At 67.7% G+C, this 25,385-nt stretch carries 20 protein-coding genes and 2 pseudogenes; 12 read left to right on the top strand and 10 right to left on the bottom strand.

The features are described 5' to 3' along the window. The first annotated feature begins 244 nt into the window (after nucleotides 1–244). The 10 genes from AC5Y7D_RS09790 to AC5Y7D_RS09745 all read left to right on the top strand — a co-directional run bounded on the left by AC5Y7D_RS09790 (nucleotide 245) and on the right by AC5Y7D_RS09745 (nucleotide 12,004). A complete protein-coding gene (locus AC5Y7D_RS09790; protein ID WP_499923534.1) occupies nucleotides 245–1,936 on the top strand; it encodes an acyclic terpene utilization AtuA family protein in 1,692 nt (563 codons plus the stop codon). Then, on the top strand, nucleotides 1,933–3,081 hold the full coding sequence (locus tag AC5Y7D_RS09785; RefSeq protein ID WP_499923532.1) for an acyl-CoA dehydrogenase family protein: 1,149 nt from the start codon (nucleotides 1,933–1,935) through the stop codon (nucleotides 3,079–3,081). The genes AC5Y7D_RS09790 and AC5Y7D_RS09785 overlap by 4 nt, the downstream gene beginning before the upstream one ends. After that, a complete protein-coding gene (locus AC5Y7D_RS09780) occupies nucleotides 3,078–4,673 on the top strand; it encodes an acyl-CoA carboxylase subunit beta (protein ID WP_499923531.1) in 1,596 nt (531 codons plus the stop codon). Before AC5Y7D_RS09785 ends, AC5Y7D_RS09780 begins: the two co-directional genes overlap by 4 nt. A 5-nt stretch (nucleotides 4,674–4,678) precedes the next feature. After that, complete coding sequence (locus AC5Y7D_RS09775) at nucleotides 4,679–6,661, top strand: acetyl/propionyl/methylcrotonyl-CoA carboxylase subunit alpha (RefSeq protein WP_499923529.1); 1,983 nt, start codon at nucleotides 4,679–4,681, stop codon at nucleotides 6,659–6,661. Further along, nucleotides 6,658–7,824: an acyl-CoA dehydrogenase family protein gene (locus AC5Y7D_RS09770; protein WP_499923527.1), complete on the top strand. Its 1,167-nt coding sequence runs from the start codon at nucleotides 6,658–6,660 to the stop codon at nucleotides 7,822–7,824. Before AC5Y7D_RS09775 ends, AC5Y7D_RS09770 begins: the two co-directional genes overlap by 4 nt. Then, nucleotides 7,824–8,609: an enoyl-CoA hydratase family protein gene (locus AC5Y7D_RS09765; protein ID WP_499923525.1), complete on the top strand. Its 786-nt coding sequence runs from the start codon at nucleotides 7,824–7,826 to the stop codon at nucleotides 8,607–8,609. Before AC5Y7D_RS09770 ends, AC5Y7D_RS09765 begins: the two co-directional genes overlap by 1 nt. An 87-nt stretch (nucleotides 8,610–8,696) precedes the next feature. Beyond that, nucleotides 8,697–9,299 carry a DUF1707 SHOCT-like domain-containing protein gene (locus AC5Y7D_RS09760; protein WP_499923522.1) on the top strand — a complete coding sequence of 201 codons (603 nt, stop codon included), beginning with the start codon at nucleotides 8,697–8,699 and terminating at the stop codon, nucleotides 9,297–9,299. 112 nt (nucleotides 9,300–9,411) lie between these two features. Further along, a complete protein-coding gene (locus tag AC5Y7D_RS09755; protein ID WP_499923519.1) occupies nucleotides 9,412–9,702 on the top strand; it encodes a WXG100 family type VII secretion target in 291 nt (96 codons plus the stop codon). Further along, nucleotides 9,699–11,351: an alpha/beta hydrolase gene (locus AC5Y7D_RS09750; RefSeq protein ID WP_499923518.1), complete on the top strand. Its 1,653-nt coding sequence runs from the start codon at nucleotides 9,699–9,701 to the stop codon at nucleotides 11,349–11,351. Before AC5Y7D_RS09755 ends, AC5Y7D_RS09750 begins: the two co-directional genes overlap by 4 nt. Then, the gene (locus tag AC5Y7D_RS09745) at nucleotides 11,348–12,004 is read left to right on the top strand and encodes an LppA family lipoprotein (RefSeq protein WP_499923516.1); all 657 of its coding nucleotides are present in this window, start codon (nucleotides 11,348–11,350) and stop codon (nucleotides 12,002–12,004) included. The genes AC5Y7D_RS09750 and AC5Y7D_RS09745 overlap by 4 nt, the downstream gene beginning before the upstream one ends. Here the strand turns inward: AC5Y7D_RS09745 and AC5Y7D_RS09740 are convergent. The 6 genes from AC5Y7D_RS09740 to AC5Y7D_RS09715 form a co-directional block, all read right to left on the bottom strand. Beyond that, nucleotides 12,001–14,028 (bottom strand): vWA domain-containing protein, encoded by a 2,028-nt coding sequence (locus AC5Y7D_RS09740; RefSeq protein WP_499923514.1) that lies wholly within the window; start codon nucleotides 14,026–14,028, stop codon nucleotides 12,001–12,003. The two genes, AC5Y7D_RS09745 and AC5Y7D_RS09740, sit on opposite strands and share 4 nt — an antisense overlap. Further along, nucleotides 14,021–15,403: a sigma 54-interacting transcriptional regulator gene (locus AC5Y7D_RS09735; RefSeq protein ID WP_499923513.1), complete on the bottom strand. Its 1,383-nt coding sequence runs from the start codon at nucleotides 15,401–15,403 to the stop codon at nucleotides 14,021–14,023. Before AC5Y7D_RS09735 ends, AC5Y7D_RS09740 begins: the two co-directional genes overlap by 8 nt. A gap of 44 nt (nucleotides 15,404–15,447) precedes the next feature. Further along, entirely contained in the window at nucleotides 15,448–17,025 is a 1,578-nt protein-coding gene (purH, locus tag AC5Y7D_RS09730; protein WP_499923512.1) for a bifunctional phosphoribosylaminoimidazolecarboxamide formyltransferase/IMP cyclohydrolase, read from the bottom strand. Further along, nucleotides 17,022–17,651: a phosphoribosylglycinamide formyltransferase gene (gene purN, locus AC5Y7D_RS09725; RefSeq protein ID WP_499923510.1), complete on the bottom strand. Its 630-nt coding sequence runs from the start codon at nucleotides 17,649–17,651 to the stop codon at nucleotides 17,022–17,024. Before purN ends, purH begins: the two co-directional genes overlap by 4 nt. Nucleotides 17,652–17,772: 121 nt before the next feature. Continuing rightward, nucleotides 17,773–19,095, bottom strand: coding sequence for a cell division protein PerM (locus AC5Y7D_RS09720; RefSeq protein ID WP_499923509.1), 1,323 nt, complete (start codon nucleotides 19,093–19,095; stop codon nucleotides 17,773–17,775). A gap of 39 nt (nucleotides 19,096–19,134) precedes the next feature. Then, nucleotides 19,135–20,043: a DUF5336 domain-containing protein gene (locus tag AC5Y7D_RS09715; RefSeq protein WP_499923508.1), complete on the bottom strand. Its 909-nt coding sequence runs from the start codon at nucleotides 20,041–20,043 to the stop codon at nucleotides 19,135–19,137. Nucleotides 20,044–20,222: 179 nt separating this feature from the next. Between AC5Y7D_RS09715 and AC5Y7D_RS09710 the strand changes: the two genes are divergently transcribed. After that, on the top strand, nucleotides 20,223–21,071 hold the full coding sequence (locus tag AC5Y7D_RS09710; protein ID WP_499923507.1) for an LLM class F420-dependent oxidoreductase: 849 nt from the start codon (nucleotides 20,223–20,225) through the stop codon (nucleotides 21,069–21,071). A 111-nt stretch (nucleotides 21,072–21,182) separates the two neighbouring features. Here the strand turns inward: AC5Y7D_RS09710 and AC5Y7D_RS09705 are convergent. The 4 genes and pseudogenes from AC5Y7D_RS09705 to sucC all read right to left on the bottom strand — a co-directional run. After that, nucleotides 21,183–21,652: pseudogene (locus AC5Y7D_RS09705) on the bottom strand (TLP1 C-terminal extension domain-containing protein); the annotation flags it as partial. 115 nt (nucleotides 21,653–21,767) lie between these two features. Then, nucleotides 21,768–21,953, bottom strand: a pseudogene (locus AC5Y7D_RS09700) (acetyl-CoA acetyltransferase); the annotation flags it as partial. Nucleotides 21,954–21,965: 12 nt separating this feature from the next. Then, nucleotides 21,966–22,868 carry a succinate--CoA ligase subunit alpha gene (gene sucD, locus AC5Y7D_RS09695; protein ID WP_499923506.1) on the bottom strand — a complete coding sequence of 301 codons (903 nt, stop codon included), beginning with the start codon at nucleotides 22,866–22,868 and terminating at the stop codon, nucleotides 21,966–21,968. A 13-nt stretch (nucleotides 22,869–22,881) separates the two neighbouring features. Beyond that, nucleotides 22,882–24,045: an ADP-forming succinate--CoA ligase subunit beta gene (gene sucC / locus AC5Y7D_RS09690; RefSeq protein ID WP_499923505.1), complete on the bottom strand. Its 1,164-nt coding sequence runs from the start codon at nucleotides 24,043–24,045 to the stop codon at nucleotides 22,882–22,884. 281 nt (nucleotides 24,046–24,326) lie between these two features. Here sucC and AC5Y7D_RS09685 point away from each other — a divergent pair, with 281 nt between their 5' ends. Next, entirely contained in the window at nucleotides 24,327–25,385 is a 1,059-nt protein-coding gene (locus AC5Y7D_RS09685) for a M23 family metallopeptidase (protein ID WP_499923504.1), read from the top strand.

Genomic DNA, 25,385 nt, shown 5'->3' with positions numbered 1-25,385 from the left:
CTCGTTCGGGGTTCTCGGTCGGGGTGTCGCGCTCCATGGCTTGCAGGCCGGACGACGACAGTTGTGCTCAAGAGTAGTTGGTGAGCTGCTTGTCACCAAAATGCGCCCGTCCGGGCCCGCCGCACCGTACTGGTTGACGTGGTGCGGTCGGCACCCGCTAACCTACCGGTTGGTTGGTTGAGTCCGGCCGCCGAATCATCCCAATGGAGGGAGGACGCGCCCTTTGTCTCCTGATTCTGGTGCCGTGCGTATCGCGAACTGCTCCGGTTTCTACGGTGACCGGCTGTCTGCCATGCGCGAGGTGATCACCGGCGGCGAAGTCGACTATGTCACCGGCGACTACCTGGCCGAACTGACCATGCTCATCCTGGGCCGCGACCGGATGAAGAACCCCGAGCGCGGCTATGCCAAGACCTTCCTCACCCAGCTCGAGCAATGTCTGGGCCTGGCGCACGAGCGCGGGGTGCGCATCGTCACCAACGCCGGCGGCCTCAACCCCGCCGGACTGGCGGACGCGGTGCGGGCGCTGGCCGAGCGACTCGGCGTCCCGGCCCGGGTGGCCCATGTGGAGGGCGACGACCTGCAACCGCGTGCGGCCGAGCTGGGGCTCGGCACGCCGCTGACCGCCAACGCATACCTGGGCGGGTGGGGCATCGCAGACTGCCTCAACGCCGGGGCCGACGTCGTGGTCACCGGCCGGGTCACCGACGCCTCGGTGATCGTCGGATCGGCCGCCGCACATTTCGGCTGGGGACGCACCGACTACGACAAGCTCGCCGGTGCCGTCGTCGCGGGACATGTCATCGAGTGCGGCACCCAGGCCACCGGGGGCAACTACTCCTTCTTCCGAGAAATCCCAGGGATCGCCGACCTTGTTCTTCCCGGCTTCCCACTGGCCGAGGTTTTCGACGACGGTTCCTCGGTGATCACCAAGCATCCCGGCACCGGCGGTCTGGTCAGCGTCGACACCGTCACCGCGCAGTTGCTCTATGAGATCACCGGCGCGCGCTACGCCAACCCGGACGTCACGGCCCGGATGGACAGCATTGCGCTGTCCGCCGACGGGCCCGACCGGGTGCGTATCAGCGGCGTGGTCGGCGAACCGCCGCCGCCGACGCTGAAGGTGTCGCTGAACACCATCGGCGGTTTTCGCAACGCGATGACCTTCGTGCTGACCGGTCTGGACATCGAAGCGAAGGCGGAGTTGGTGCGGCGCCAGCTCGAAGCCACACTGAGCGTCAAGCCCGCCGAGTTGGAGTGGACGCTGGCCCGCACCGACCACCCGGACGCCGACACCGAACAAGGCGCCAGCGCGTTGTTGAGTTGCGTCGTGCGCGACCCGGACCCGGCCAACGTCGGACGCAAATTCTCCGCGGCCGCAGTCGAATTGGCGCTCGCCAGCTATCCGGGATTCACCGCCACCACCCCGCCCGGTGACGGCCAGGTGTACGGCGTCTACACGCCGGGCTACGTCGACGCGGCACTGGTGCCGCACGTTGCCGTGCACGCCGATGGCACTCGCGTCGAAATACCCTGTGCCACCGATACTTTGACGTTGGAGCCGGCGGCGGACCCGGAGCTGCCCGAACCGCTGATGGACGGCCCCACCCGGCGGGTACCGCTGGGCCTGATCACCGGCGCCCGCAGCGGCGACAAGGGCGGTTCGGCCAATGTCGGGGTGTGGGTGCGCACCGAGGACCAATGGCGTTGGCTGGTCAACACCTTGACCGTCGAACTGCTCAAGAAGCTGCTGCCCGAAGCGGCTGACCTGCCCGTGACTCGGCATGTGCTGCCGAATCTCCGGGCGGTGAACTTCGTGATCGAGGACATCCTCGGCCAGGGTGTGGCCTACCAGGCACGCTTCGATCCGCAGGCAAAGGGGCTGGGCGAATGGCTGCGCAGCCGTCACGTCGACATTCCGGAGAGTCTGTTATGAGCATCTGGACCACCCCCGAACGCGAGCAGCTACGCAAGACCGTGCGCTCATTCGCGGAACGGGAAATCCTGCCCAATATCGACGAATGGGAGCGCACCGGCGATCTGCCGCGTGAATTGCACCGGCGCGCCGGGGAGGCGGGTCTGCTCGGGGCGAACTTCCCCGAAGCCGTGGGCGGTGGCGGCGGCGACGGCGCCGACGCGGTGATCATCTGCGAGGAGATGCATCAATCCGGTGCGCCCGGAGGGGTTTTCGCGTCGCTGTTCACTTGCGGTATCGCGGTGCCGCACATCATCGCCTCGGGTGACCAGCGGCTGATCGACACGTATGTGCGCCCCACGCTGGCCGGTGACAAGATCGGCTCACTGGCCATCACCGAACCCGGCGGTGGATCCGATGTCGGGCACTTGAGGACGTCCGCGGTCAAAGACGGCGACCACTATGTGATCAACGGCGCCAAGACGTACATCACCTCTGGCGTGCGCGCCGACTTCGTCGTCACCGCGGTCCGCACGGGCGGCCCTGGTGCGGCAGGCGTTTCGCTGATCGTGGTGGACAAGGGCACGCCGGGGTTCGAGGTGACTCGCAAGCTGGACAAGATGGGCTGGCGCTCCTCTGACACCGCCGAGCTGTCCTACACCGACGTGCGGGTGCCCGCGGAGAACCTGGTCGGCGAGGAGAACACCGGCTTCGCCCAGATCGCACAGGCATTCGTTTCCGAGCGGATCGCTCTTGCCGCGCAGGCATATTCGAGTGCGCAGCGCTGCCTGGACATCACCGCACAGTGGTGTCGCGACCGGGAGACGTTCGGGCGCCCGTTGATTTCGCGGCAGGCGGTGCAGAACACCCTGGCCGAGATGGCCCGCCGCGTGGACGTCGCCCGCGTGTACGCGCGCAGCGTGGTCGAGCGCCAGCTGGCCGGCGAGACGAACCTGATCACGCAGGTGTGTTTCGCCAAGAACACGGCCGTCGAGGCCGGTGAGTGGGTGGCCAACCAGGGCGTCCAGTTATTCGGCGGAATGGGCTATATGGCTGAATCGGAAATCGAGCGCCAATACCGGGACATGCGAATCCTGGGCATCGGCGGGGGCACCACCGAGATCATGACGGCATTGGCCGCCAAGCTCCTGGGGTATCAGGCATGACCCAGCTGAAGTCCACTCTCGACCCGAACGGCGCGACCTTCTCCGAAGCCGCTGCCGCCGCGACGACCAGACTCGACGAGATCGCCGCCGAGTTCGCCAACGCCGTCGACGGGGGTGGACCCAAATACGTTGAGCGCCACCACGCTCGCGGCAAGCTGACCGCGCGCGAACGCGTCGAGTTGCTCGTCGACCCCGACTCCCCGTTCCTGGAACTGAGTCCACTTGCGGCCTGGGGCAGCCCATTCAAGGTGGGCGCCAGCACGGTCACCGGAATCGGCGTCGTCGAGGGTGTCGAGTGCATGATCGTCGCCAACGACCCCACGGTCAAAGGCGGCACCAGTAACCCCTGGACACTGAAGAAGATCCTGCGCGCCAACCAGATTGCCTTCGAGAACCGGCTTCCAGTGATCTCCATGGTGGAATCCGGCGGCGCCGATCTACCGACCCAGAAGGAGATCTTCATCCCGGGCGGACGGATGTTCCGGGACCTCACCAGGTTGTCGGCCGCCGGAATACCCACCATCGCTTTGGTATTCGGCAACTCCACCGCCGGTGGTGCCTACGTGCCGGGCATGTCCGACCACGTGGTGATGATCAAAGAGCGCTCCAAGGTGTTCCTGGCCGGTCCCCCACTGGTGAAGATGGCCACCGGTGAAGAGTCCGACGACGAGTCGCTGGGTGGCGCCGAAATGCACGCCCGGATCTCGGGTCTGGCCGACTACTTCGCCCACGACGAGCTGGACGCGATCCGCATCGGACGCCGCGTCGTGGCCCGGCTCAACTGGGTCAAGCAGGGACCGGCTCCCAGGCCGGTCACCGAGCCGCTGTTCGACAGCGAGGAACTGATCGGCATCGTGCCCGCCGACCTGCGCATCCCGTTCGATCCACGCGAGGTGATCGCCCGCGTCGTCGACGGCTCCGAGTTCGACGAGTTCAAGCCGTTGTACGGGTCGTCGCTGGTGACGGGCTGGGCGCAATTGCACGGGTACCCGATCGGCATCCTGGCCAACGCGCGCGGGGTGCTGTTCAGCGAGGAATCCCAGAAAGCCACTCAGTTCATCCAACTGGCGAACCGGTCCGACACGCCACTGTTGTTCCTGCACAACACCACCGGCTACATGGTGGGCAAGGACTACGAAGAGGGCGGCATGATCAAGCACGGCTCGATGATGATCAACGCCGTCTCCAACTCGACCGTGCCGCACATCTCGCTGCTGATCGGCGCGTCCTACGGCGCGGGCCACTACGGCATGTGCGGCCGCGCTTACGATCCCCGGTTCCTGTTCGCCTGGCCCAGCGCCAAGTCGGCGGTGATGGGCGGTGCCCAATTGGCCGGTGTGCTCTCCATCGTGGCCCGCGCGGCCGCCGAGGCCCGCGGCCAGCAGGTCGACGAGGCGGCTGATGCCGCGATGCGGGCCGCCGTCGAGGGCCAGATCGAAGCAGAGTCCCTGCCGCTGGTGTTGTCCGGGATGCTCTACGACGACGGGGTGATCGACCCGCGCGACACCCGCACCGTATTGGGAATGTGTCTGTCCGCCATAGCCAATGGCCCGATCAAGGGGACGTCGAACTTCGGCGTCTTCCGGATGTGAGCTTCATGGGGATCACGAGAGTACTGGTTGCCAACCGCGGCGAGATCGCCCGCCGGGTGTTCGCCACCTGCCGGCGACTGGGTGTGGGAACCGTCGCCGTCTACACCGAGCCCGACGCCGCCTCCCCGCACGTCGCCGAGGCCGACGCCCGGGTGCGGTTGGCGCAGACCAATGACTACCTCAACGCCGAGGCCATCATCGCGGCGGCGCGCGCCGCGGGCGCCGACGCCGTACACCCCGGCTACGGCTTCCTCTCCGAGAACGCCGAGTTCGCGGCGGCGGTGCAGGACGCCGGTCTGACCTGGATCGGACCGCCGGTCGACTCGGTGCGTGCGATGGGTTCCAAGATCGAGTCCAAGAAGCTGATGTCGGCCGCAGGTGTGCCGGTGCTCGAGGAACTCGATCCCGACACCGTGACGGCGGATCAGCTGCCGGTGCTGGTCAAGGCGTCGGCCGGCGGCGGTGGGCGCGGCATGCGCGTGGTGCGCGAATTGGGTTCGCTGGCAGCCGAAGTCGAGGCGGCACAACGCGAAGCGCAATCCGCGTTCGGCGATCCGACCGTCTTCTGTGAGCGTTATCTGCCGACCGGGCATCACATCGAGGTGCAGGTGATGGCGGACACCCACGGCACGGTCTGGGCCGTCGGGGAGCGGGAATGCTCCATCCAGCGCCGGCACCAGAAGGTCATCGAAGAGGCGCCGTCGCCGTTGGTCGAGCGCACACCGGGGATGCGCGACAAGCTCTTCGAGGCTGCCCGGCTGGCAGCCGGCGCGATCGGCTACACCGGAGCGGGGACGGTCGAGTTTCTCGCCGACGATAACGGCGAGTTCTTCTTCCTGGAGATGAACACCCGGCTGCAGGTCGAGCACCCGGTCACCGAGGAGACCACCGGCCTGGACCTCGTCGAACTGCAGCTCGACGTCGCGGCCGGTGGCCACCTGGCTACCGAACCTCCGGTGGGGCAAGGGCATTCGATCGAGGCGCGACTGTATGCCGAGGATCCCGCCCACGGGTGGCAGCCCCAGGCCGGCACGGTGCACCGCATTCACGTGCCGTCGGTGCGTGCCGAGTTCACCTCGCTGGGGCACCGGACCGGGATCCGGCTGGATTCCGGCATCGTCGACGGCTCGGTGGTGTCGATCTTCTACGACCCGATGCTGGCCAAGGTCATTTCGTACGCCCCCACTCGCCGGCAGTCGGCGCTGGTGCTCGCCGACGCGCTGGCCCGTGCCCACGTGCACGGTCTGCGCACCAACCGCGAACTGCTGGTGCACGTCCTGCGTCACCCGGCTTTCCTCGACGGCGCCACCGACACCGCGTTTTTCGACACGCACGGCCTGGCCGAATTGTCGGCGCCGCTGGCCGACACCGCGACGGTTCGGATTTCGGCGATCGCGGCCGCGCTGGCCGACGCCGCGCACAACCGCGCCACCGCCGGGGCGTTGGGGTCACTGCCCAGTGGGTGGCGCAACCTGTTCTCGGGGTATCAGGTCAAGACCTACCGGGACGACAACGACACCGGGCAATGCGTCGAATACCGGTTCACCCGGACATCTCTGGCGCTGCCGCACGACCCGACGGTACAACTGGTCTCCGCGTCACCGGAGGAAGTCGTGCTGGCCGAAGGCGGCGTGGCCAGCAGCTACGCCGTCGCACGCTTCGGCGATGACATCTACGTCGACTCGGCGCGCGGCCCCGTGCACCTGGTGGCCGTGCCGCGGTTCCCCGAACCGGGCTCGGCCGTCGAGCAGGGTTCTCTCGTTGCACCCATGCCCGGCAACGTCATCCGGATCGGTGCCGACGTCGGCGCCACCGTCACCGCCGGCCAGCCGCTGATCTGGCTGGAGGCCATGAAGATGGAGCACACCATCACCGCACCCAACGACGGGGTGCTCGTGGAGATCAATGTGCAAACGGGCCAGCAAGTCGAGGTGGGCGCTGTGCTGGCGCGCGTGGAAGTGCCTGAATCAGAAGGGGATCCGTCATGACCGATACCAGCTTCATCGAAAGCGAAGACCGCCAGGCGTTGCGCAAGGCGGTACGCGAGTGGGTGTCCAGCTACGGCGCCGAGTATTACCTGAAGAAGGCGCGTGCCCAGGAACACACCACCGAACTATGGTCCGAGGCAGGCAAACTCGGCTTCCTTGGGGTGAACCTGCCCGAAGAGTACGGCGGCGGCGGGGCCGGCATGTACGAGCTCGCGATGGTCATGGAGGAAATGGCCGCCGCGGGCAGCGCGCTGCTGCTGATGGTGGTGTCGCCGGCCATCAACGGGACCATCATCAGCAAGTTCGGCACCGAGGAGCAGAAGAAGCGCTGGGTTCCCGGCATCGCCGACGGCACGCTCACCATGGCGTTCGCGATCACCGAACCCGACGCCGGGTCCAACTCGCACAAGATCACCACGACCGCCCGCCGCGACGGCAGCGACTGGATCCTCAAGGGCCAGAAGGTCTACATCTCCGGTGTCGACCAGGCGCAAGCCGTTCTGGTCGTGGGGCGCACGGAAGAGGCCAAGACCGGCAAGCTACGCCCGGCGCTGTTCGTGGTGCCCACCGACTCCCCGGGCTTCACCTACACGCCGATCGAGATGGAGTTGATCAGCCCCGAGCGGCAGTTCCAGGTGTTCATCGACGACGTGCGGCTGCCGTCGGACGCGCTCGTGGGGGCCGAAGACGCCGCCATCGCACAGCTTTTCGCGGGCCTGAACCCCGAACGCATCATGGGTGCGGCCAGCGCCGTCGGGATGGGGCGGTTCGCGCTCGACCGTGCCGTGGACTACGTCAAGACCCGTCAGGTCTGGGGTACCCCGATTGGCGCGCACCAGGGTCTGGCGCACCCGCTGGCGCAGTGCCACATCGAGGTCGAGCTGGCCAAGTTGATGATGCAGAAGGCGGCGACCCTCTACGACGCCGGCGACGACGGAGGTGCGGCCCAGGCCGCCAACATGGCCAAGTATGCGGCCGGCGAGGCGTCCACCCGGGCCGTCGACCAGGCCGTGCAGTCGATGGGCGGGAACGGGCTGACCAAGGAGTACGGCGTGGCGGCCATGTTGACCGCATCGAGGCTGGCGCGGATCGCGCCGATCAGCCGCGAGATGGTGCTCAACTTCGTCGCGCAGACGTCGCTCGGCCTGCCCCGCTCGTACTGATGGACACCCTCGTCGAGTACGCCCGCGAGGGCGTGGTTGCCAGGCTCACGCTCAACTCGCCGCACAACCGCAACGCCCTGTCGACCACCTTGGTCACGCAGCTGCACGAGGGGCTGCGGGCGGCCGCGGCGGACCCCGCGGTCCGGGTGGTGGTGCTCGGACATGCCGGCGGCACCTTCTGCGCCGGCGCCGACCTCAGCGAGGCGGGCGGCGGCGACGACCCCTACGAGCTGGCCGTGGCTCGGGCGACCGAGATGACCGCGCTGTTGCGCGCCATCGTCTCCTCGCCGCGGCCGGTGATCGGGGCCATCGACGGTCATGTGCGGGCCGGCGGGTTCGGTCTGGTCGGCGCCTGCGACATAGTGGTGGCCGGACCGCGCAGCACCTTTGCCCTGACCGAGGCGCGCATCGGCGTGGCACCGGCGATCATCTCGCTGACCTTGCTGCCGAAGCTGTCCGCGCGAGCGGCCGCCCGCTACTACCTCACCGGCGAGACCTTCGGTGCCAGCGAAGCCGCCGAGATTGGTCTGATCACCCTGGCCGCCGACGACGTCGACGCCGCCGTGGCCGGTCTGGTCGCCGACGTGGGCCGCGGATCACCGCAGGGTCTGGCGGCCTCCAAGGCGCTCACCACCGCCGCGGTACTGGACGGGTTCGACCGCGACGCGCAGCGGCTCACCGAGGAATCCGCTCGGCTGTTCGTGTCCGAGGAAGCGCGCGAAGGCATGCTCGCGTTCCTGCAGAAACGCCCTCCGAGCTGGGTCGCCGACGCGGGTTCGGCGTAATGACCGGGCGGCCGGAGCTGGGGGAACGTTGCAGTTTAGCCAACACCTCTTGCAGCAAATCCTGGAAGTCGTAAGCTCGCGAGTGAGATGACCAACCCAGCCCAGCGTGATGTGAAGGCCACGCGTGACGCGTCGTCGCGCGCAGAGGACACCGATCGCATACAGATCGCGCAGTTGCTGGCCTACGCGGCCGAGCAGGGTCGCCTCCAGCTCAACGAGTACGAAGATCGGCTAACCAAGGCGTACGCGGCGACCACCTACCGGGAGTTGGACCAACTCCGCGCGGATCTGCCCGGCACGGCGGTGAGTCCGCAACGCGGCGGCAACTGCAACCCCGCACCGTCCACGCTGCTGCTGGCCATCATGAGCGGGTTCGAACGCCGCGGCCGGTGGAACATCCCAAAGAAGCTGACCACCTTCACGTTCTGGGGCAGTGGTGTCATCGACTTGCGCTATGCGGACTTCACCTCCACCGAGGTCGAGATCCACGCGTACTCGATCATGAGCGCTCAGACTTTCCTGTTGCCGCCCGAAGTCAACGTCGACATCAGCGGTCGCGGAGTTATGGGCAACTTCGACCAGACGGTGGTGGGCGAGGGCACCCGAGGCGCACCGACCGTGCGGTTCAAGGGTTTCTCCCTGTGGGGCGGTGTCGCGATCAAGCGCAAGGCGCGCAAAGCCCGCAAGTAGTGCCGGGCGGGTCGCCTGGCCAATCCACAAGGCCCACTGCTGGTGAGTGGCCCGCAGCGTTCTCCGTTGTCACAATTCGCCGAAAGTTCCCTTCGGCGGAAGGTGAGACGCGGTGGCAGCAGAACTCCGGGCGATTCCGGACGTGTTGGTCCACGTAGGCAGTGCACTGGCCGGCCACGGCCGGGCACTGCTGGTACTCCAGCAGTCGACGCACCGAGACGTCGACGGTGCCCAGCAAGGATGGGTCGGATCGTCGGCGGTAGCGTTACCGGGTCTATTGGACCGGTGGGCGGCCACCGCCGCGCGGCACCAGGCCCGCCTGGGTGATCATGTCAGCGGCATGCGACTCGCCGCCGCGGGGTTCACTCAGGTGGACCAGGACAACGCTGCCGCGTTGCGATGACGCTGACGCTGGCCGATATCGACCGCTGGGATCCCGCCGCGATCACGACGGTTTTCGAGGCCGCGATCGCCCGGGCACATGCAACCCGCACCACATCGGCGGCCGTCACCGAGTTGATGCGCCTGCTCGATTTCGGCGGAGACGCCGCGGAGGCCGCGCACGCGGCGGCCGCGCACACCACGCTCGTCCTGGACGACCACGCCGACGCGTGTGTCGCGCTGGCGCGCGCCGCCGAGCAGTCCGCCGCAGAGGTCACCGCGATCAAACGGCGGCTGGGGGCGATGCGCGACGGAGCACGGGAAAGCCACCTGGTGATCGATGGCGCACGGGCCACGGCATTGCCGCCGTCGAACCTGGCCGCTTACCGCGCCGGCGAGCAACAGGCCATCCTCGACGCGGCGGTGCGGCTGACCGCGGGCCTGCAGCAACTTCTCGCGGATGCCGAGCGGGCCGACGAAGACCTTGCCGCCGCCATCCGCGCCGCAGACGGTGACCTCGGTGATGCACAGGTCGACGCGCAACTGAGCCATCAGCCGCCCCAGGTGCCGCAACTGCCGGCAGCAGGCACCGATCCGCGCACCGTCGCCGCGTGGTGGCACGCGTTGACCCCCGGCCAGCAGGACCGGCTCCGGCAATGGCTTCCCGACTCGCTGCGAAACCTCGACGGCATCCCGGCCACTGTCCGAAGCCAGCTGAATATACCTGTGCTGCAACGGGAACTCGGCCGTGTGCAGCAGGGATGGGTCGACTCGTACGGGTGGCACAGCGATCCCGGCAAGTTGGCGGACCTGACCGCGCTACGAGACATCCTGGCCGCGAACCCGGACGCCAGCCTGCTCTTGCTGGACACCGCGTCCATCCCGGGGAAGGTCCTGGCGGCGGTCGCCGTCGGCGACGTCGACAACGCCGAACGCATCGGCGTCACCGTGGGCGGGCTGACCACCCGGGTCAGCGACACCACCTCAACCATGTTGCGCGAAGCCCGATTCCAGCGCGACGAGGCGCAGCTGCTGCGCGACCGAGCCCGCGTCGCCAACCCCGGTGCGGTGGCCTCCATCGCCTGGCTCGGGTACGACGCACCGGACAGCCTGCGCGATGTGGCGCACGACTGGCTCGCCCGCGACGGTGCCCGGGACCTGAACAGCTTCTACCGCGGGCTGGCTGCGGCCGGCAATGTCCGCGAGCCGCAGATCGTCGCGTTCGGCCACTCCTACGGGTCGTTGACCACCAGTCTGGCCCTGCAGCAGGGCGCGCCGGTCAGCGATGTGGTGCTCTACGGTTCACCCGGCGCCGAACTCACCGACGCCGCGCAGCTGGGCGTACGACCGGGGCACGCCTACTACATGATCGGGGCCGAAGACCTTGTCTCCGAAATGATTCCGGGATTCGAAGCATTCGGCGCCGCACCACAGGACGTGCCGGGAATGAGGGAGTTGTCCACGGATACCGACTATGCCCCGGGCGGCAGGAACGGTGACGGTCAGCTGCATGAACGGGCTTACGGGCACTCGGAGTATGCCCGGACCGGAAGCAACGGGGAACTGCGCATGAGTGGCTACAATCTTGCGGTGGTGCTCGCGGGATTGCCCAACGATCTCATCATGTCCTGGCCGGCCGACCGCGACCAACCGGATCCGTGCGAGCCATGAATCGACAGACGATCCTGCTCGGCACCGCCCTGCTGCTGACCGGCTGCGTGAAGCCGAACACCTTCGATCCGAGCGCCAATCCCGGGCGACCCGAGCTCGATCGGCTGCAGAGGATGGTCAACGCGCGCCCCGATTTGGAGACCGTCGAGCATCAGCTCGGTGAGCTGGACGCGGCGATTCGCGCGGCCATCGCGAAACACGCTCCGCAGAGCCACTTTTCCAGCAGGGCCACCAACGGTCTCACGAACGGCTGCCAGGACCCGTTCACCCGCAGCATCGGCCGTCAGGTCAACAGCGATATGTTCTTCGCCGATCCGCCGCCATCGCCTTCGCAATGGCTGAAGATCGTTACGGAGCTGCTGCCGGTGTTCACGACGGCCGGATTTCGGCCCAACAACTCGGCACCGGGCGGCCCACCGCTGCCGTTGGGCGCCGCCAACGACTCACAGATCCGCGGTGACGGCGCGATCATCAGATTGGTCAACGGCGGCAACGGTAGCCCCCTGAGCTACTCCTACGACACCGGTTGCCATCTACCGGCCGACTGGCGCACCGCACCGCCGCCGCCAGACATGCGGCCGTCGAACGACCCGAACGTGCACTACCCGTATCTGTACGGGTCGCCGGGCGGCCGGAGCGCCGACGCCTACTAGGTCGTCCGGCGTCGGGACCGCAAATAATCGCCCACCACAGCGGCACCCAGTCCGTCGAGGTCCGGCACCACCACCCGCCCCTCGACCCGGCGGGCGATCTTGTCGAGAAACCGGGCCAGGCCCGGGTCGCTGCCCAGCCGGAAAATGGTGATCTGCGCACCGAGCCGGGCCATGTCGTCGAATCCCTTGACGGTGAACGAGATGGTGCGCGGGTTAGGCGGGTAGTCAAAGAACACCGACGTGCCGTCGCCGTAGTCCTCCAGATGGGCGGTCGGCTCGCCGTCTGTCACCACCAGCACCACGGGCTGTGCGTTGGGATGCCGGCGCAGGTGGCGGCCGGCCAGCGCGAGCGCGTGGTGCAGGTTGGTGCCCTGTTCGTAGACGCCTTCCAAGCCGGTCAGCTCGGCGGCCGTCACGGTCCGCGCGTAGCGGCCGAAGGCGATGATCTGCAACGCATCTGACCGGAACCGGGTGCTCACCAGGTGGTTGAGCGCCAGCGCGGTGCGCTTCATCGGCAGCCACCGGTTCTCCATCACCATCGAGAACGAGGTGTCCACCAACAGCGCCACCGCGGCCTGGGTGCGCATCTCGGTCTCGGAGACTTCGACGTCGTCGACGGTGATGCGCAGTGGACCGTCCAGCGTGTGCGTTCCCGACTGTCGCAGCACGGCATTGGTCAGGGTACGGGAGATGTGCCACGGCTCGGTGTCGCCGAACTGCCAGGGCCTGGTGGCGCCGGTCAGCTCGCCGGCAGCGCCCGCCCGCCGATGGTCACGTTCACCCCGTCGGCCCGAAAGTTGTTGTGCCACATCACGCAAAGCCGTCTCACCGAGGCGGCGCATGGCCTTGGGAGACAGTCGCCACTGGCCGTCGGAACCGCGGTCCAGGAAGCCCTGATTGAGCAGCGCCCGTTCGAGTTCGGCGAGTGTTCGCGCGTCGACGGCCGCTTCGTCGCCGAGTTGGCGGGCCAGCGCGTCGAGGTCGACATCGTCCATGGTCGCGCCCGGATATGCCTGCGACAGCTGGTCGGCCAGTTGCTCCAGCTCGCCGATGTCGGCCAGCGCCTGCGCTCCTTCACCCATGCCCAGCGGATTGTCGCCGGAGAACTGCTGGTCTCCCGTCCAGTCCTCACCGGGCCGGGCGGCCTGTAGGTGCGCGTCGAGGCGATTCAGCGCGTTCATCAACGACGGCGAGCCAAAGGCCTGCTGCGCCAGCGCATCCAGTTCGTCGCGCTGCTGCTGGCTCAGGCTGTTGCGGAACCGCTGCGCGGCGGCCGCCCGCTTGGCCAGCGAATCCAGCAACTCCTCGACATTCTGCGGGTTCTCCGGGAAGAACTCGCCGTGCTTGTCCATGAATTCCTGGAAATCCTGCTGAGTGTCCTCACCACGAGAGTGCTTGTCCAGCAACTCGTTCAGATCATCCAGCATCTCGTTGACCCGCTGGCGGTCCTCGTCGGTGGCGCCTTCCAGGGCCTGCTTCATCCCGGCGAAGCGCTGGTCGAGCATCTCGCGGCCCAACAGATCCTTGATCTGATCGTACTTCTGGCGGGCCTCTGGGCTGCGCCACTGGTACTCGGAAAGCTCCTGCACGGCCTTGGCCGGCGACGGCGGCAACGACTCCAGCTGCAACTCAGAGAAGCGTGCGTCGTCATCGAGGGCGCGGGCCAGTTCCTTGCGCTCGGCCAACACCGCCTCGTCCAGCAGCTTTTTAATCTCCTGCAGGGTGCCGTCCAAGTTGTTGCGGCGCAGCAGATCCCGTCGTTTGCGGTTGGCTTCGGCGGCCAGCCGGTCGGCACCGCGCATGCTGTCGGTGCCGCGTCGCAGTAGCTCGGACAGCGCCCGGCGCGGCGAGGTCCCCGCCATGACGTCCTGCCCGATCTGTTCGAGCGCCTCACGCAGATCCACCGGCGGAGCCAGCGGATCGGGGCCGCCGGTGTACGCCGAGTATCGCTGTGAGTGCCCTAGTGACGATCGCGAGCGTTGGAAAGCCGGGCGCCGCGGGTCGTCACCATCAGACCTAGCCATATACGGTCTGCCCCTCCCCGGATACCTTGTCGACCCGCTTGGCCAGGTACAAAGCCTCGAGCGCCAGTTCCAGTGCGGCGGCCCGCTCCCCTTCGGACTCGGCGCCCAGTTTCGCGGCGATCTTGTCCACGACGGGCAGCCCCGGCACCGCGGCCAGCACATCTTTGGCCGACACCCGCTCGCCCGTCGTCACCGCGGACCCTCTTTCGACGGCGGACACCAGGGTGCCGACGTCGACGCCGCCCAGCACCCGGGAGGCGGTGTCGGCGGTCGCGCGGCGCAGCAGGTGCTCCAGAACGGCCTGCTCGCGGCCTTCCTCACCCGACTCGAATTCCAGCTTGCCGCGCAATACCTCGATGACGGTGCCCAGGTCGACCACCCGGGCCACCGGGTCGGTCTCTCCCAGGATCGCCCCGCGGTGTCGTGCCGAGGCCGCGACGGTCTCGGCCGCCGCGATGGCGAAGCGTGCCGACACCCCGGAACGCTGATCGACCGAACTGGACTCCCGCAGGTAGCGGGCGAACCGCGCGATCACCTGCAGCAGGTAGTCGGGCACCTGCGCACTCAGGTGGGCCTCCTGGGCGATGACGCCGATCTCGGCCGCCAACTCCAGCGGGTAGTGGGTGCGGATCTCGGCACCGAACCGGTCCTTGAGCGGCGTGATGATGCGTCCGCGGTTGGTGTAGTCCTCGGGGTTGGCGCTGGCCACCACCAGCACGTCCAGCGGCAACCGCAGTGTGTAGCCGCGGACCTGGATGTCGCGCTCTTCCATCACGTTCAGCATCGAGACCTGGATGCGCTCGGCGAGGTCGGGCAGCTCGTTGACGGCCACGATGCCCCGGTGCGCGCGCGGAATCAGCCCGTACGCGATGGTTTCGGGGTCACCGAGGCTGCGGCCTTCGGCGACCTTGATGGGGTCGATGTCGCCGACCAGGTCGGCGACGCTGGTGTCGGGAGTGGCCAGCTTCTCGGTGTAGCGCTCGCTGCGATGTTTCCAGGCCACCGGCAGGTCGTCCTGCAGCTGGGCGGCGCGGCGGATCCACTCCGGCGTGATCGGCGTGTAGGGATGCTCGCCCAGCTCGGACCCGTCGATCACCGGCGTCCACTCGTCGAGCAGACCGGTCAGCGCCCGCAGCAGCCGGGTCTTGCCCTGGCCCCGTTCACCCAGCAGCACGAAGTCGTGGCCGGCGATCAGCGCCCGCTCCAGTTGCGGAATCACGGTGTCGTCAAAGCCGAGAATCCCCGGCCATACCTCGTCTCCATCCGCCAGAGCGGTCAACAGATTCTCGCGGATCTCCTGCTTGACCCCCCGCTCGCGGTGACCGGAGGCACGCAGCTCGCCTAGGGTGCGGGGCAGATTGCTCGGTGAAGTCACCTCTCCAAGTTACGCGCTGTTGACAGGCGTCACCCGGTGAGCGTTCAGTGCGCGAAGTGCCGGGCGCCGGTGAGGTACAACGTGGCACCGGCTTCGGCGGCGGCCGCGGTCACTTCTTCGTCGCGCACCGAACCACCGGGGTGCACAATCGCCGTGACCCCGGCAGCGGCAAGCGTCTGTAAGCCGTCCGGGAAGGGGAAGAACGCGTCGGAGGCGGCGACGGCACCCTTGACCCGGTCGCCGCCTCGTGCACTGCCTCGTTCGACGGCCAGACGGGCCGCGTCGACCCGGTTCACCTGGCCCATGCCGACACCGATGGTGGCACCACCGGCGACGATCACGATCGCGTTGGATTTGACCGCGCGGCAGGCCCGCCAAGCGAACACCAGATCGGTGAGGGTGACCGGGTCGGCGGGTTCGCCGGCGGCCAGGGTCCAGTTGGCCGGGTTGTCGCCGTGCGCGTCGAGTTGGTCGCGTTGCTGGATCAGCAGTCCACCGCTGATCGGACGCAGCTCGTGGCCGCCGCCCAGTGGCTCCGAGGCGAGCAGTACCCGGATGTTCTTCTTCCGCGTCAACACCTCTACTGCGCCCGGCTCGTAGGCGGGCGCGACGATCACCTCGGTGAAGATCGTGCTGACGTACTCCGCCATCTCGACGGTGACCTCGGTGTTGGCCGCGATCACGCCGCCGAAAGCGCTGAGTGGATCACATTCGTGGGCCTTGCGATGCGCGTCGGCGACAGACACGTCCGAGATGGCGATGCCGCACGGATTGGCGTGCTTGATGATCGCTACGCACGTCTGCTCATGGTCGAAGGCAGCCCGCCAGGCGGCGTCGGCGTCGGTGAAGTTGTTGTAGGACATCTCTTTTCCGTGCAGCTGCTCGGCCTGCGCCAGACCGGGCCAGGCGCCGGGGTCCACGTAGAGCGCGGCCTGCTGATGCGGGTTCTCGCCGTAGCGCAAGGTCGCCTGGCGGTGCCAGTTGCGGGCGACGAAGTGCGGGAATTCCTGCGCCGGCTCTTCAGGCGCCAGCGTTTTCTGCATCCAGGTCGCCACCGCGATGTCGTACTCGGCGGTGTGCTGAAAAGCCAACGACGCCAGCTTCTTCCGCTCGGCCAGGGTGAACCCGCCGTGTCGTACCGCGGCCAGCACCCCGTCGTACCCGCGGGGATCGGTGACGACGGCCACGCTGGGGTGGTTCTTGGCGGCGGCACGCACCATCGACGGTCCGCCGATGTCGATCTGCTCGACGCACTCGTCGGGGCCGGCACCGGATTCCACGGTCTGGGTGAACGGGTAGAGGTTGACCACGACGAGTTCGAAGGCCGCGACCCCGAGTTGCTCGAGCGATGCCCGGTGCTCGGGCTTGCGCAGGTCGGCCAGCAGACCCGCGTGCACCTTGGGGTGCAGGGTCTTGACGCGCCCGTCGAGCACCTCCGGGAACCCGGTCAGTTCCTCGACTCTGGTCACCGGGATCGCTTTGTCCGCAATGGTCTTCGCGGTCGATCCGGTCGAGACGATCTCGACGCCGGCCGCGGTGAGACCCTGGGCGAGTTCGATCAGCCCGGTCTTGTCGTACACGCTGATCAAGGCGCGACGGATCGGCTTTTTGTCGATGTTCATCCCAGGGTCGCCTTTCGCTCTGTAACCGTCACGCCGCGGGTCGCGATCGCGGCCACCACGTTTACCAGTAGTTGGCGCTCCACGACCTTGATGCGTTCATGCAGGGTCTCTTCGTTGTCGCCGTCGCGCACCTCGACGGGCTGCTGCGCCAGTATCGGGCCCGTGTCCACGCCGGCATCCACCAGGTGGACCGTACAGCCGGTGACTTTCACACCGTAGGCCAGCGCGTCGCGGACGCCGTGCGCGCCGGGAAACGCGGGCAGCAACGCCGGGTGGGTGTTCAGGATGCGGCCGTTGAACCGCGAAAGGAATTGCGGCCCAAGGATCCTCATGAAGCCTGCAGACACCACCAGGTCCGGCTCGTGGGCAGCGGTGGCCGCGGTGATGGCGGTGTCCCAGTCGTCGCGGGTCGGATGCGCGTTGACGCGGACGGCGAAGGCGGGAATGCCGGCATTGGCGGCGATCTCGGTAGCCCGGCAGTCACGGTCGACCCCGACAGCGACGACCCGTGCCGGGTAGTCGCCTTGGGCGGCGTCCAGCAGCGAGTTCAGCAGCGATCCGGTGCCCGATGCCAGCACCACCAGCCGCGCCGGTGCACTCGGGGGTACACGGAGCGGAGCCAGCACACGGAGAGCCTAGCCGTCCCGTGCATCGAGAGTGCGCCCATGGCTGGTCCGCCGCGCTGGTCGCAGCCCTCACCGCAAACTCGACGCCACCTCCGCAGACTCGAGGCGCACGGGGGACGAACTAGTCCTCTTCGGGTACGTGGCGCGGATCGACAGCCTGCTCGTCGGGCATCGCGGGTTCTTCCTCGACGGCGCCCTGTTCGTCGTCGTCGTCGTCGTAGACGTCCGGCAGCGGCTCTTCGTGTTCGACCGGCTCCGGCGCGGCAACCGGTTTCACCCGTGGCCGCCGCGGCCGGCGCCGAACACCCCCGGCCATCACCACGGTGACCGCACCCACGAGGGTGAACCAGAACAGCACGCCGAGGAACATGGCTCCGTGGTCGATCCCGACGTCGCCGAAGTTTCCCAGCCTGCCGCCCCCGCCGTAGCCCAGCAGTGTCATCGTCGCCGCGGCGACCACCGCCGCGACCAGCAACTTGGCCATCGCGGGGAGCAACGGAAGCGCGCGGCGGGCACACTGCTGCCCTACCGCCACACCGGATGCCGCACCGATGATCAGCAGCGCAACCCAGATCGCCCCGAGCGGCGGTGTGGGCGCCGCAGCCAGGATCGGCAACGCCGGCACGTCACCGCCGAACACGGTGAATGAACTGAACGTCGCGAATCCGATGTGCGCGCTGGACCCGACCGCGACGGCCGCGGCACCCACCATGACGTTAGGCGCGTACAAGACCGACAGCGCGGTGAGGTTGAACTGTCCCCAGATGGAATCGGTGATGCCGTAGAGGTCCTGCATGGTCGCCCAGTGCACCACCAGCGACCCCGCCGTCACGATCCCGGAAAGTCCCAGCAGCGCCAACACCCCGGCAGCCGCCGCGCGCAGCGAATCGCCCAGCCAGTCGGGTACCGGCGAAGCGGCCAGGGCGCGTCGACCCACCCGCGACCACACCCCGATCGCGGCGCCGATCGCGTGTACCACCAGAACGCTGGTGAACGCGCGCAGCGCGCTGGGCGTCTGTAGCTCGGTCAGCACCGACGACGCGTCGTGAATGACTGCCAGCGCAATGGCGGCGATCAGCAGGGGGCCGCCCAGCGCCGAGGCGAATACCCAGCGGATCACCAGCCACGACGAATAGGCCGACGTGGCGCGCGCGGTCGTGCGTGCGGTGCCCCACACCATCATCAAGACCGGCAACAACGGCATGACGCCCAGTTCTCGGCCGCCGATCGAGATCGGCACTTGATGCACGCCCAGCCAGATGCTGGCAATGGCGCCCAACGCACCGGTCATGTCGCTGTTGGCGATCAGCAACTGCAACAGCGTGACCGCCGCGATCACCACCAGCGCCACCACGGCGGGGGCGAAAGCGACCCTGACCAGGTCGCGCGCCTGGCGGGCGCCCGTTGCCCGGCTGTCCTGGTTTCTTGCCGACACTCTTGTCACTCTTCGCGCGCGAACCTGACTAAGCGCGAGAGCGCACGGTTAGACCGGTGCCGAACCCGGTGCGGACTGCTGACCCTGACCGTAGGACGACTGCTGGCCGCCGGGAGCGTTGCCGTAACTGACCGGGGCCGAACCGCCCTGCGATCCCGTGCCGGCACTGACCGGCGGTGGCGGGCTGAAGCTCGGGAAGCCGGTCGGCGGGGTGTGGGCAGGCCCCTGCTGCTGCTGAGGCACCTGCTGAGTGGGTTGTGCCGCGAATCCGCCGGACTGCGGGTTCGGGTTCGACCCCGAGTAGCCGCCGCCGTACTGCGAGCCGTAACCGGACGATTGGGCCGGGTTCTGCGCGGGCTGCTGTGCACCCGGCTGACCGTAGTACCCGCCCGGCTGGCCCCCGTACTGGCCGTACTGTCCGTACTGACCGTAGCCGCCGAACGGGTCGTACTTGGGACGCGGTGTCGGCGCGGTGATCACGCCGGCGTCGAGCAGCAACGCGCCGACCGCGGCCACCGCCTCGAACACAATGCAGACCAGCACGATCCACAGCGCCCAGCCGGTCGAGTACGCGCCCGGCTTGTTGAAGGTCGCGGAGATGATCAGCAGTACTCCCAGAACCGAGAGCACCGCGATGACCGTCGCACGGCTCTTCGCGTTGGGCAGCAGGCCGACACCGGCCAGCAGCGCGGCGAGGAGTGCGGCGGTAATGGCTAGATGAGTGTCTGTCGAAGCTTCGACGCCTGACCCGCCGCCTGGGTCGGCGCTGTAGGTGAACATCGGGCCGAAGCTGAAGAAGTACGCCAACAGGCCCAGCGCCGATACCGCGACGGCAAGGTAAAGCCCCAGCTTGCTCTCGCCAGGCTCGGACTGGGCCGCTGCCGGCGCGGCCGCGCCATAGGAGCCGGACGGCTGCTGCGCGGATGGATATCCGGGACTACCGGGCGGGTAGGTCATGAGTCCTCCTATTGCTTCCGGTGCCGTCGCGGCCCCGCTGCTGCGGTGCGACGCCGTGCTGCCCGCGACGCATTCGATCAACCACGCTAGCGCACCTTCGGGAACAACTGCCCGTCGCCGCGACCGCCCGTCGCGGGGGTCGCCTGCGGCCAAAAGTAGAACACGTTCTAAATTGGGGCATGGACTACGGGCTCGTTCTTTTCACCAGCGATCGCGGCATATCCCCGGCGGCGGCGGCGAAACTTGCGGACGCACACGGATTTCACACGTTCTACGTGCCCGAACACACCCATATTCCGATCAGAAGGGAAGCGGCCCACCCCACCACAGGGGATGCCTCGCTGCCCGACGACCGGTACATGCGCACCCTTGACCCCTGGGTGAGCCTGGGCGCGGCGTGTGCGGTGACGTCGCGGGTCCGGCTGTCGACGGCGGTGGCGCTGCCGGTCGAACACGACCCGATTACGTTGGCAAAAAGCATCGCCACGCTGGACCATCTGTCCGGCGGGCGGGTCAGCCTCGGCGTCGGGTTCGGCTGGAACACCGACGAGCTCGCCGACCACAACGTGCCACCCGGCCGCAGGCGCACCATGCTGCGCGAGTACCTCGAGGCGATGCGGGTGCTGTGGACGCAGGAGGAAGCCGAATACGACGGCGAGTTTGTGAAGTTCGGTCCGAGCTGGGCCTGGCCCAAGCCGGTTCAGGCCCATATTCCGGTGCTGGTGGGTGCCGCGGGTAACGAGAAGAACTTCAAGTGGATCGCTCGCAGCGCCGACGGCTGGATCACCACTCCCCGTGACTTCGACATCGACGAACCGGTGAAGTTGTTGCAGGACACGTGGGCTGCGGCCGGGCGAGGCGGCGCCCCGCAGATCGTCGCCCTGGACTTCAAGCCCGATGCCGCGAAGTTGGCGCGCTGGGCTGAACTCGGCGTGACCGAAGTGCTGTTCGGCATGCCCGACAGCGATGAAGACAAGGTGGCCGCCTACGTGGAGCGGCTGGCGGGCAAGCTGGCCGCTTTCGCCTAGAGGCACCCAGCGGTTGCGGGTAGTCCTGCGGGGGTCGCCTGCGACGAAGTTGAAACCCCGGTCCCCGGCGTGTCGTGTACCGGGTCGCAGTGTCGCGAATGCCGTTCGGGGTCAGGCCGGTGTGCAGCGGTTGCCGTCATCGAATGAGCGCACCTGCACCCGCCGGCCGAGCGGGTCCCCGTCAACCAGCAGGGACACCAGAGCGTCGTCCTCGGTCGTGGCCAGGAAGCGGCTGTCGTCGGCGGCGAGCCGGCCGATGATGCGCCCGTAGGTCGGCTTCCGGGAACAAGTGCCTCGCGTCGCACCGTGTAGGTCTCGATGGCGGCGGGGCCGTCGGCGTTCTCGGTGACCGGCACCGTCGGCCCGCCGTGGACCTGTGCCTGCAATACAGCGCTGCGATCCGGCTTCCACTGCGCCGGCGCGGTCGAATAGACGCCGACCGAGAACTTGCTCTGAATCCCGCCGTTGGCGCCGACAAACCCGAATTGCCCAGGGGCCCTTCGCATTCGGGCCACAGTCTCGGCGACTCCGTGCATCGAGTAGTTGTTGCCGGCGCCACCTGAGAACGGCAACCCGCCGGTCACTGCTCTCGATGACGGTGACCAGTTCGTCGACCGTGCGCTCCACCGGCGCGGCGGAGTAGGGGTTGCTCGCCGCGACCTTGCTGAACGGCGCGAACAGCTCGGCCATCCGCCGGAGCGTCAGGCCGCGCGGATCGTCGGGCGCGATGGACAGCCCTTCGCAGATGTTGAACACCGGCAGCGGGAAGCAGCTGTACAGATCGAATGTGGCGACCTCCTCGACACCGATGCCGGCCACGGCGAGCGCCTCGCGGGCCGCCATCACCGCCGACGGTGCATGCCCGAGGTCTGCTCGCGTTAGAGGGTGCTCGCGCTAGAGGGTTTTCAGAATCTCCCGGGCCAGCGCCGCGGTCTCGGACGGCGTCTTGCCCACCCGCACGCCGGCGGCCTCCAGCGCCTCCTTCTTGGCGGCGGCGGTGCCCGACGAGCCGGACACGATCGCGCCCGCGTGCCCCATCGTCTTGCCTTCCGGCGCGGTGAAGCCCGCGACGTACCCGACGACCGGCTTGGTCACGTTGGCCTTGATGAAGTCGGCCGCCCGCTCCTCGGCGTCACCACCGATCTCGCCGATCATCACGATGAGCTTGGTGTCGGGGTCCTTCTCGAACGCCTCGATGGCGTCGATGTGGGTGGTGCCGATCACCGGGTCGCCGCCGATGCCGATCGACGTGGTGAATCCGAAATCGCGCAGCTCGAACATCATCTGGTAGGTCAAGGTGCCCGACTTCGATACCAGCCCGACCGGACCGGGACCGCTGATGTTGGCCGGGGTAATGCCCACCAGCGACTGACCGGGGCTGATGATGCCCGGGCAGTTGGGGCCGATGATGCGAGTTTTCTGACCCTTCTGGACGTTATAGGCCCAGGCGTAGGCGGTGTCCTGCACCGGGACTCCCTCGGTAATGACCACCAGCAGCGGGATCTCGGTGTCGATGGCCTCGATCATCGCGTCCTTGGTGAATTTCGGCGGCACGAAGATGATCGACACGTCGGCGCCGGTCTTCTCGATGGCCTCGACGACGGTGCCGAACACCGGCAGCTCGATGTCGTTGTCATGGGCATCCTTGTGCGAGACCGTGGTGCCGGCCTTGCGGGCGTTGACGCCGCCGACGATCTGGGTGCCGGCCTTGAGCATCCGCGCGGTGTGCGTGGTGGCCTCACCCCCGGTAATGCCCTGGACGATGACCTTGTTGTCCTTGTTCAGAAAGATAGCCATTTCCGTGGTCCTCTCAGGCGCTCGCCAGCTCGGCGGCTTTGTCGGCACCGGCGTCCATGGTGTCGGCCTGGATCACCAGCGGGTGGTTGGCGTCAGCCAGGATGCGCCGGCCCTCTTCGACGTTGTTGCCGTCCAATCGGACCACCAGCGGCTTGTTGGCCTCATCGCCCAGGATCTCCAGGGCTTTGACGATCCCGGTGGCCACCGCGTCACACGACGTGATGCCTCCGAAAACATTGACGAAGACACTCTTGACTTCCGGGTCGCCCAGGATCACGTCCAGGCCGGCCGCCATCACCTCGGCCGACGCGCCACCGCCGATGTCCAGGAAGTTGGCCGGCTTCACCCCGCCGTGCTTCTCACCGGCGTAGGCGACCACGTCCAGCGTCGACATCACCAGGCCCGCGCCGTTGCCGATGATGCCGACCTCGCCGCTCAGTTTCACGTAGTTGAGATCGTGTTCCTTGGCCTTCAGTTCCAGCGGGTCAGTCGACGCACGGTCCTCGAACTCGGCGTGTCCGGGTTGGCGGAAGTCGGCATTGGCATCCAGGGTCACCTTGCCGTCCAGCGCCAGGATCCGGTCGTCCGGCGTGCGGACCAGCGGGTTGACCTCCACCAGGGTGGCGTCCTCGCTGACGAACACGCCCCAGAGCTTCTCGATTGTGACGGCCGCGGCGTCGAGCACCTCCGCGGGCAGGTGGCCCTGCTCGGCGATGGACCGCGCGAAGGCCAGGTCGACGCCCGTGACGGCGTTCACCGGCACCTTGGCCAGCCGGTCGGGTTTGGTGGCGGCGACCTCTTCGATCTCCATGCCGCCCTCCACCGAGCACATCGCCAGGTAGGTGCGGTTGGCGCGGTCGAGCAGGAACGAGAGGTAGTACTCCTCGGCGATGTCGCTGGCCTCGGCGACGAGCAACTTCTTCACGATGTGGCCCTTGATGTCCAGGCCCAAGATGTTCTTGGCATGCTCGTAGGCTTCGTCGGCGTTCGCGGCGTATTTCACGCCACCCGCCTTGCCCCGGCCGCCGGTCTTGACCTGGGCTTTGACCATCACGGGCGCACCGATCTCCTCCGCGATGGCCTTGGCGCCTTCAGCGGTGTCGGTCACCCGGCCCTGCGTGCCGGGAACGCCGTGCTTGGCGAACAGTTCCTTAGCTTGGTACTCGAACAGATCCATGGGGCGTCACTGCCTTTGCTCGGCTTACTTGCTAGGCCAACTAGGGTGGCGGTGCCAGGTACTAGGCAACTCGCACGGAGGAACTGTATCGACCCCGAAAATCAGACCTGCCGCCGCATCCCACCGCTGTGGCGCACGTCATGTATCGATCGGAGCTTCCAAACGTGACTCAAGTCACAAAATCGGCCGGATTTGATACTGAGGTTGCCAGCCGCATACCTTTGCGGATACCTTCTCAAGGTCCAGATAACGTTATGGTCACGATCCGAGGACATTTCAGGTTGTCCCAGCACCTTTTCACCCGATCTGCCGCCGCAGTCACGCCTCGCGCACCCCGGGACCGCTGGCTGCGTCACCACCGCAACGAAGTCACCGAGATCATTCCGCTCGACGGATTCGACGAACTCGATGACCTGGAACTGGCCGACCTCGACGATCTCGACTTCGGCGAGGCCGCATTCGATGGCGAGCACGAACTCCTGGCCGCCCCCGAGCTAGATGACCTGAACGACACGGACGAGCTGACTCCGCTGTGGCTGGCCGCTCCGGTCACCGAGGTAATCCCCCGGTGCACCGTCGATCGCGTCCGCACACACACCGCAGACGTCACACCGGTCCCGCGTCGCGGCGGCAGCCACCGCAAGCAGCCGACCAGTGCCGCCAAGGGGCGTCTGCTCATCGGGGCGATGGCGGCCGGCGCGGCAGCAGCGGCGACGCACACCGCAGTCAACCAGTCCGACAACACCAAGATCGAAACGGTGCTGACGGCCAACGCCTCGACGCTCTCCGGTGGCTCCGGGGTGTCCGGGTCGAGCACCGCGCGCGGCGTCCAGGTCATCGCGGCCCAGCCGGCCAACGTCGCGGTACACAACGAAGAGCTGGCCCGCGGCGTGGCCTTCGCTCAGGAGCGCGCACAGCGCGAGGCGCGCCTGCAGCAGCCCCTGTACGTCATGCCGACCAGGGGCATCTTCACGTCGAACTTCGGCTACCGCTGGGGTGTGCTGCACGCCGGCATCGACCTGGCCAATGCGATCGGCACTCCGATTTACGCGGTGTCGGACGGTGTCGTCATCGACGCCGGCCCCACTGCCGGCTACGGAGCTTGGGTCAAGCTGCTGCACGCCGATGGCACTGTCACGTTGTACGGACACGTGAACACCACGCTGGTCAGCGTCGGTGACCGGGTGATGGCCGGCGACCAGATCGCCACCATGGGCAACCGGGGCAATTCCACCGGCCCGCACCTGCACTTCGAGGTACTGCTGGGCGGCAGCGAGCGGATCGACCCGGTGCCCTGGCTGGCCAAGCGAGGACTGTACGTCGGCAACTACGCCGGCTGA

This window comes from Mycobacterium sp. NGS49 (assembly GCF_059812565.1).
Note: the sequence above shows the minus strand (reverse complement) of the source record. Positions and strands in the feature narration are given on the sequence as shown.

Excerpts from the sequence above, each read along its gene's own strand:
- AC5Y7D_RS09785 (WP_499923532.1), top strand. The coding sequence starts at position 1,933 with ATGAGCATCTGGACCACCCCCGAACGCGAGCAGCTACGCAAGACCGTG.
- AC5Y7D_RS09780 (WP_499923531.1), top strand. The coding sequence starts at position 3,078 with ATGACCCAGCTGAAGTCCACTCTCGACCCGAACGGCGCGACCTTCTCC.
- AC5Y7D_RS09775 (WP_499923529.1), top strand. The coding sequence starts at position 4,679 with ATGGGGATCACGAGAGTACTGGTTGCCAACCGCGGCGAGATCGCCCGC.
- AC5Y7D_RS09770 (WP_499923527.1), top strand. The coding sequence starts at position 6,658 with ATGACCGATACCAGCTTCATCGAAAGCGAAGACCGCCAGGCGTTGCGC.
- AC5Y7D_RS09765 (WP_499923525.1), top strand. The coding sequence starts at position 7,824 with ATGGACACCCTCGTCGAGTACGCCCGCGAGGGCGTGGTTGCCAGGCTC.
- AC5Y7D_RS09760 (WP_499923522.1), top strand. The coding sequence starts at position 8,697 with ATGACCAACCCAGCCCAGCGTGATGTGAAGGCCACGCGTGACGCGTCG.
- AC5Y7D_RS09750 (WP_499923518.1), top strand. The coding sequence starts at position 9,699 with ATGACGCTGACGCTGGCCGATATCGACCGCTGGGATCCCGCCGCGATC.
- AC5Y7D_RS09745 (WP_499923516.1), top strand. The coding sequence starts at position 11,348 with ATGAATCGACAGACGATCCTGCTCGGCACCGCCCTGCTGCTGACCGGC.
- AC5Y7D_RS09740 (WP_499923514.1), bottom strand. The coding sequence starts at position 14,028 with ATGGCTAGGTCTGATGGTGACGACCCGCGGCGCCCGGCTTTCCAACGC.
- purH (WP_499923512.1), bottom strand. The coding sequence starts at position 17,025 with ATGAACATCGACAAAAAGCCGATCCGTCGCGCCTTGATCAGCGTGTAC.
- AC5Y7D_RS09715 (WP_499923508.1), bottom strand. The coding sequence starts at position 20,043 with ATGACCTACCCGCCCGGTAGTCCCGGATATCCATCCGCGCAGCAGCCG.
- AC5Y7D_RS09710 (WP_499923507.1), top strand. The coding sequence starts at position 20,223 with ATGGACTACGGGCTCGTTCTTTTCACCAGCGATCGCGGCATATCCCCG.
- sucD (WP_499923506.1), bottom strand. The coding sequence starts at position 22,868 with ATGGCTATCTTTCTGAACAAGGACAACAAGGTCATCGTCCAGGGCATT.
- sucC (WP_499923505.1), bottom strand. The coding sequence starts at position 24,045 with ATGGATCTGTTCGAGTACCAAGCTAAGGAACTGTTCGCCAAGCACGGC.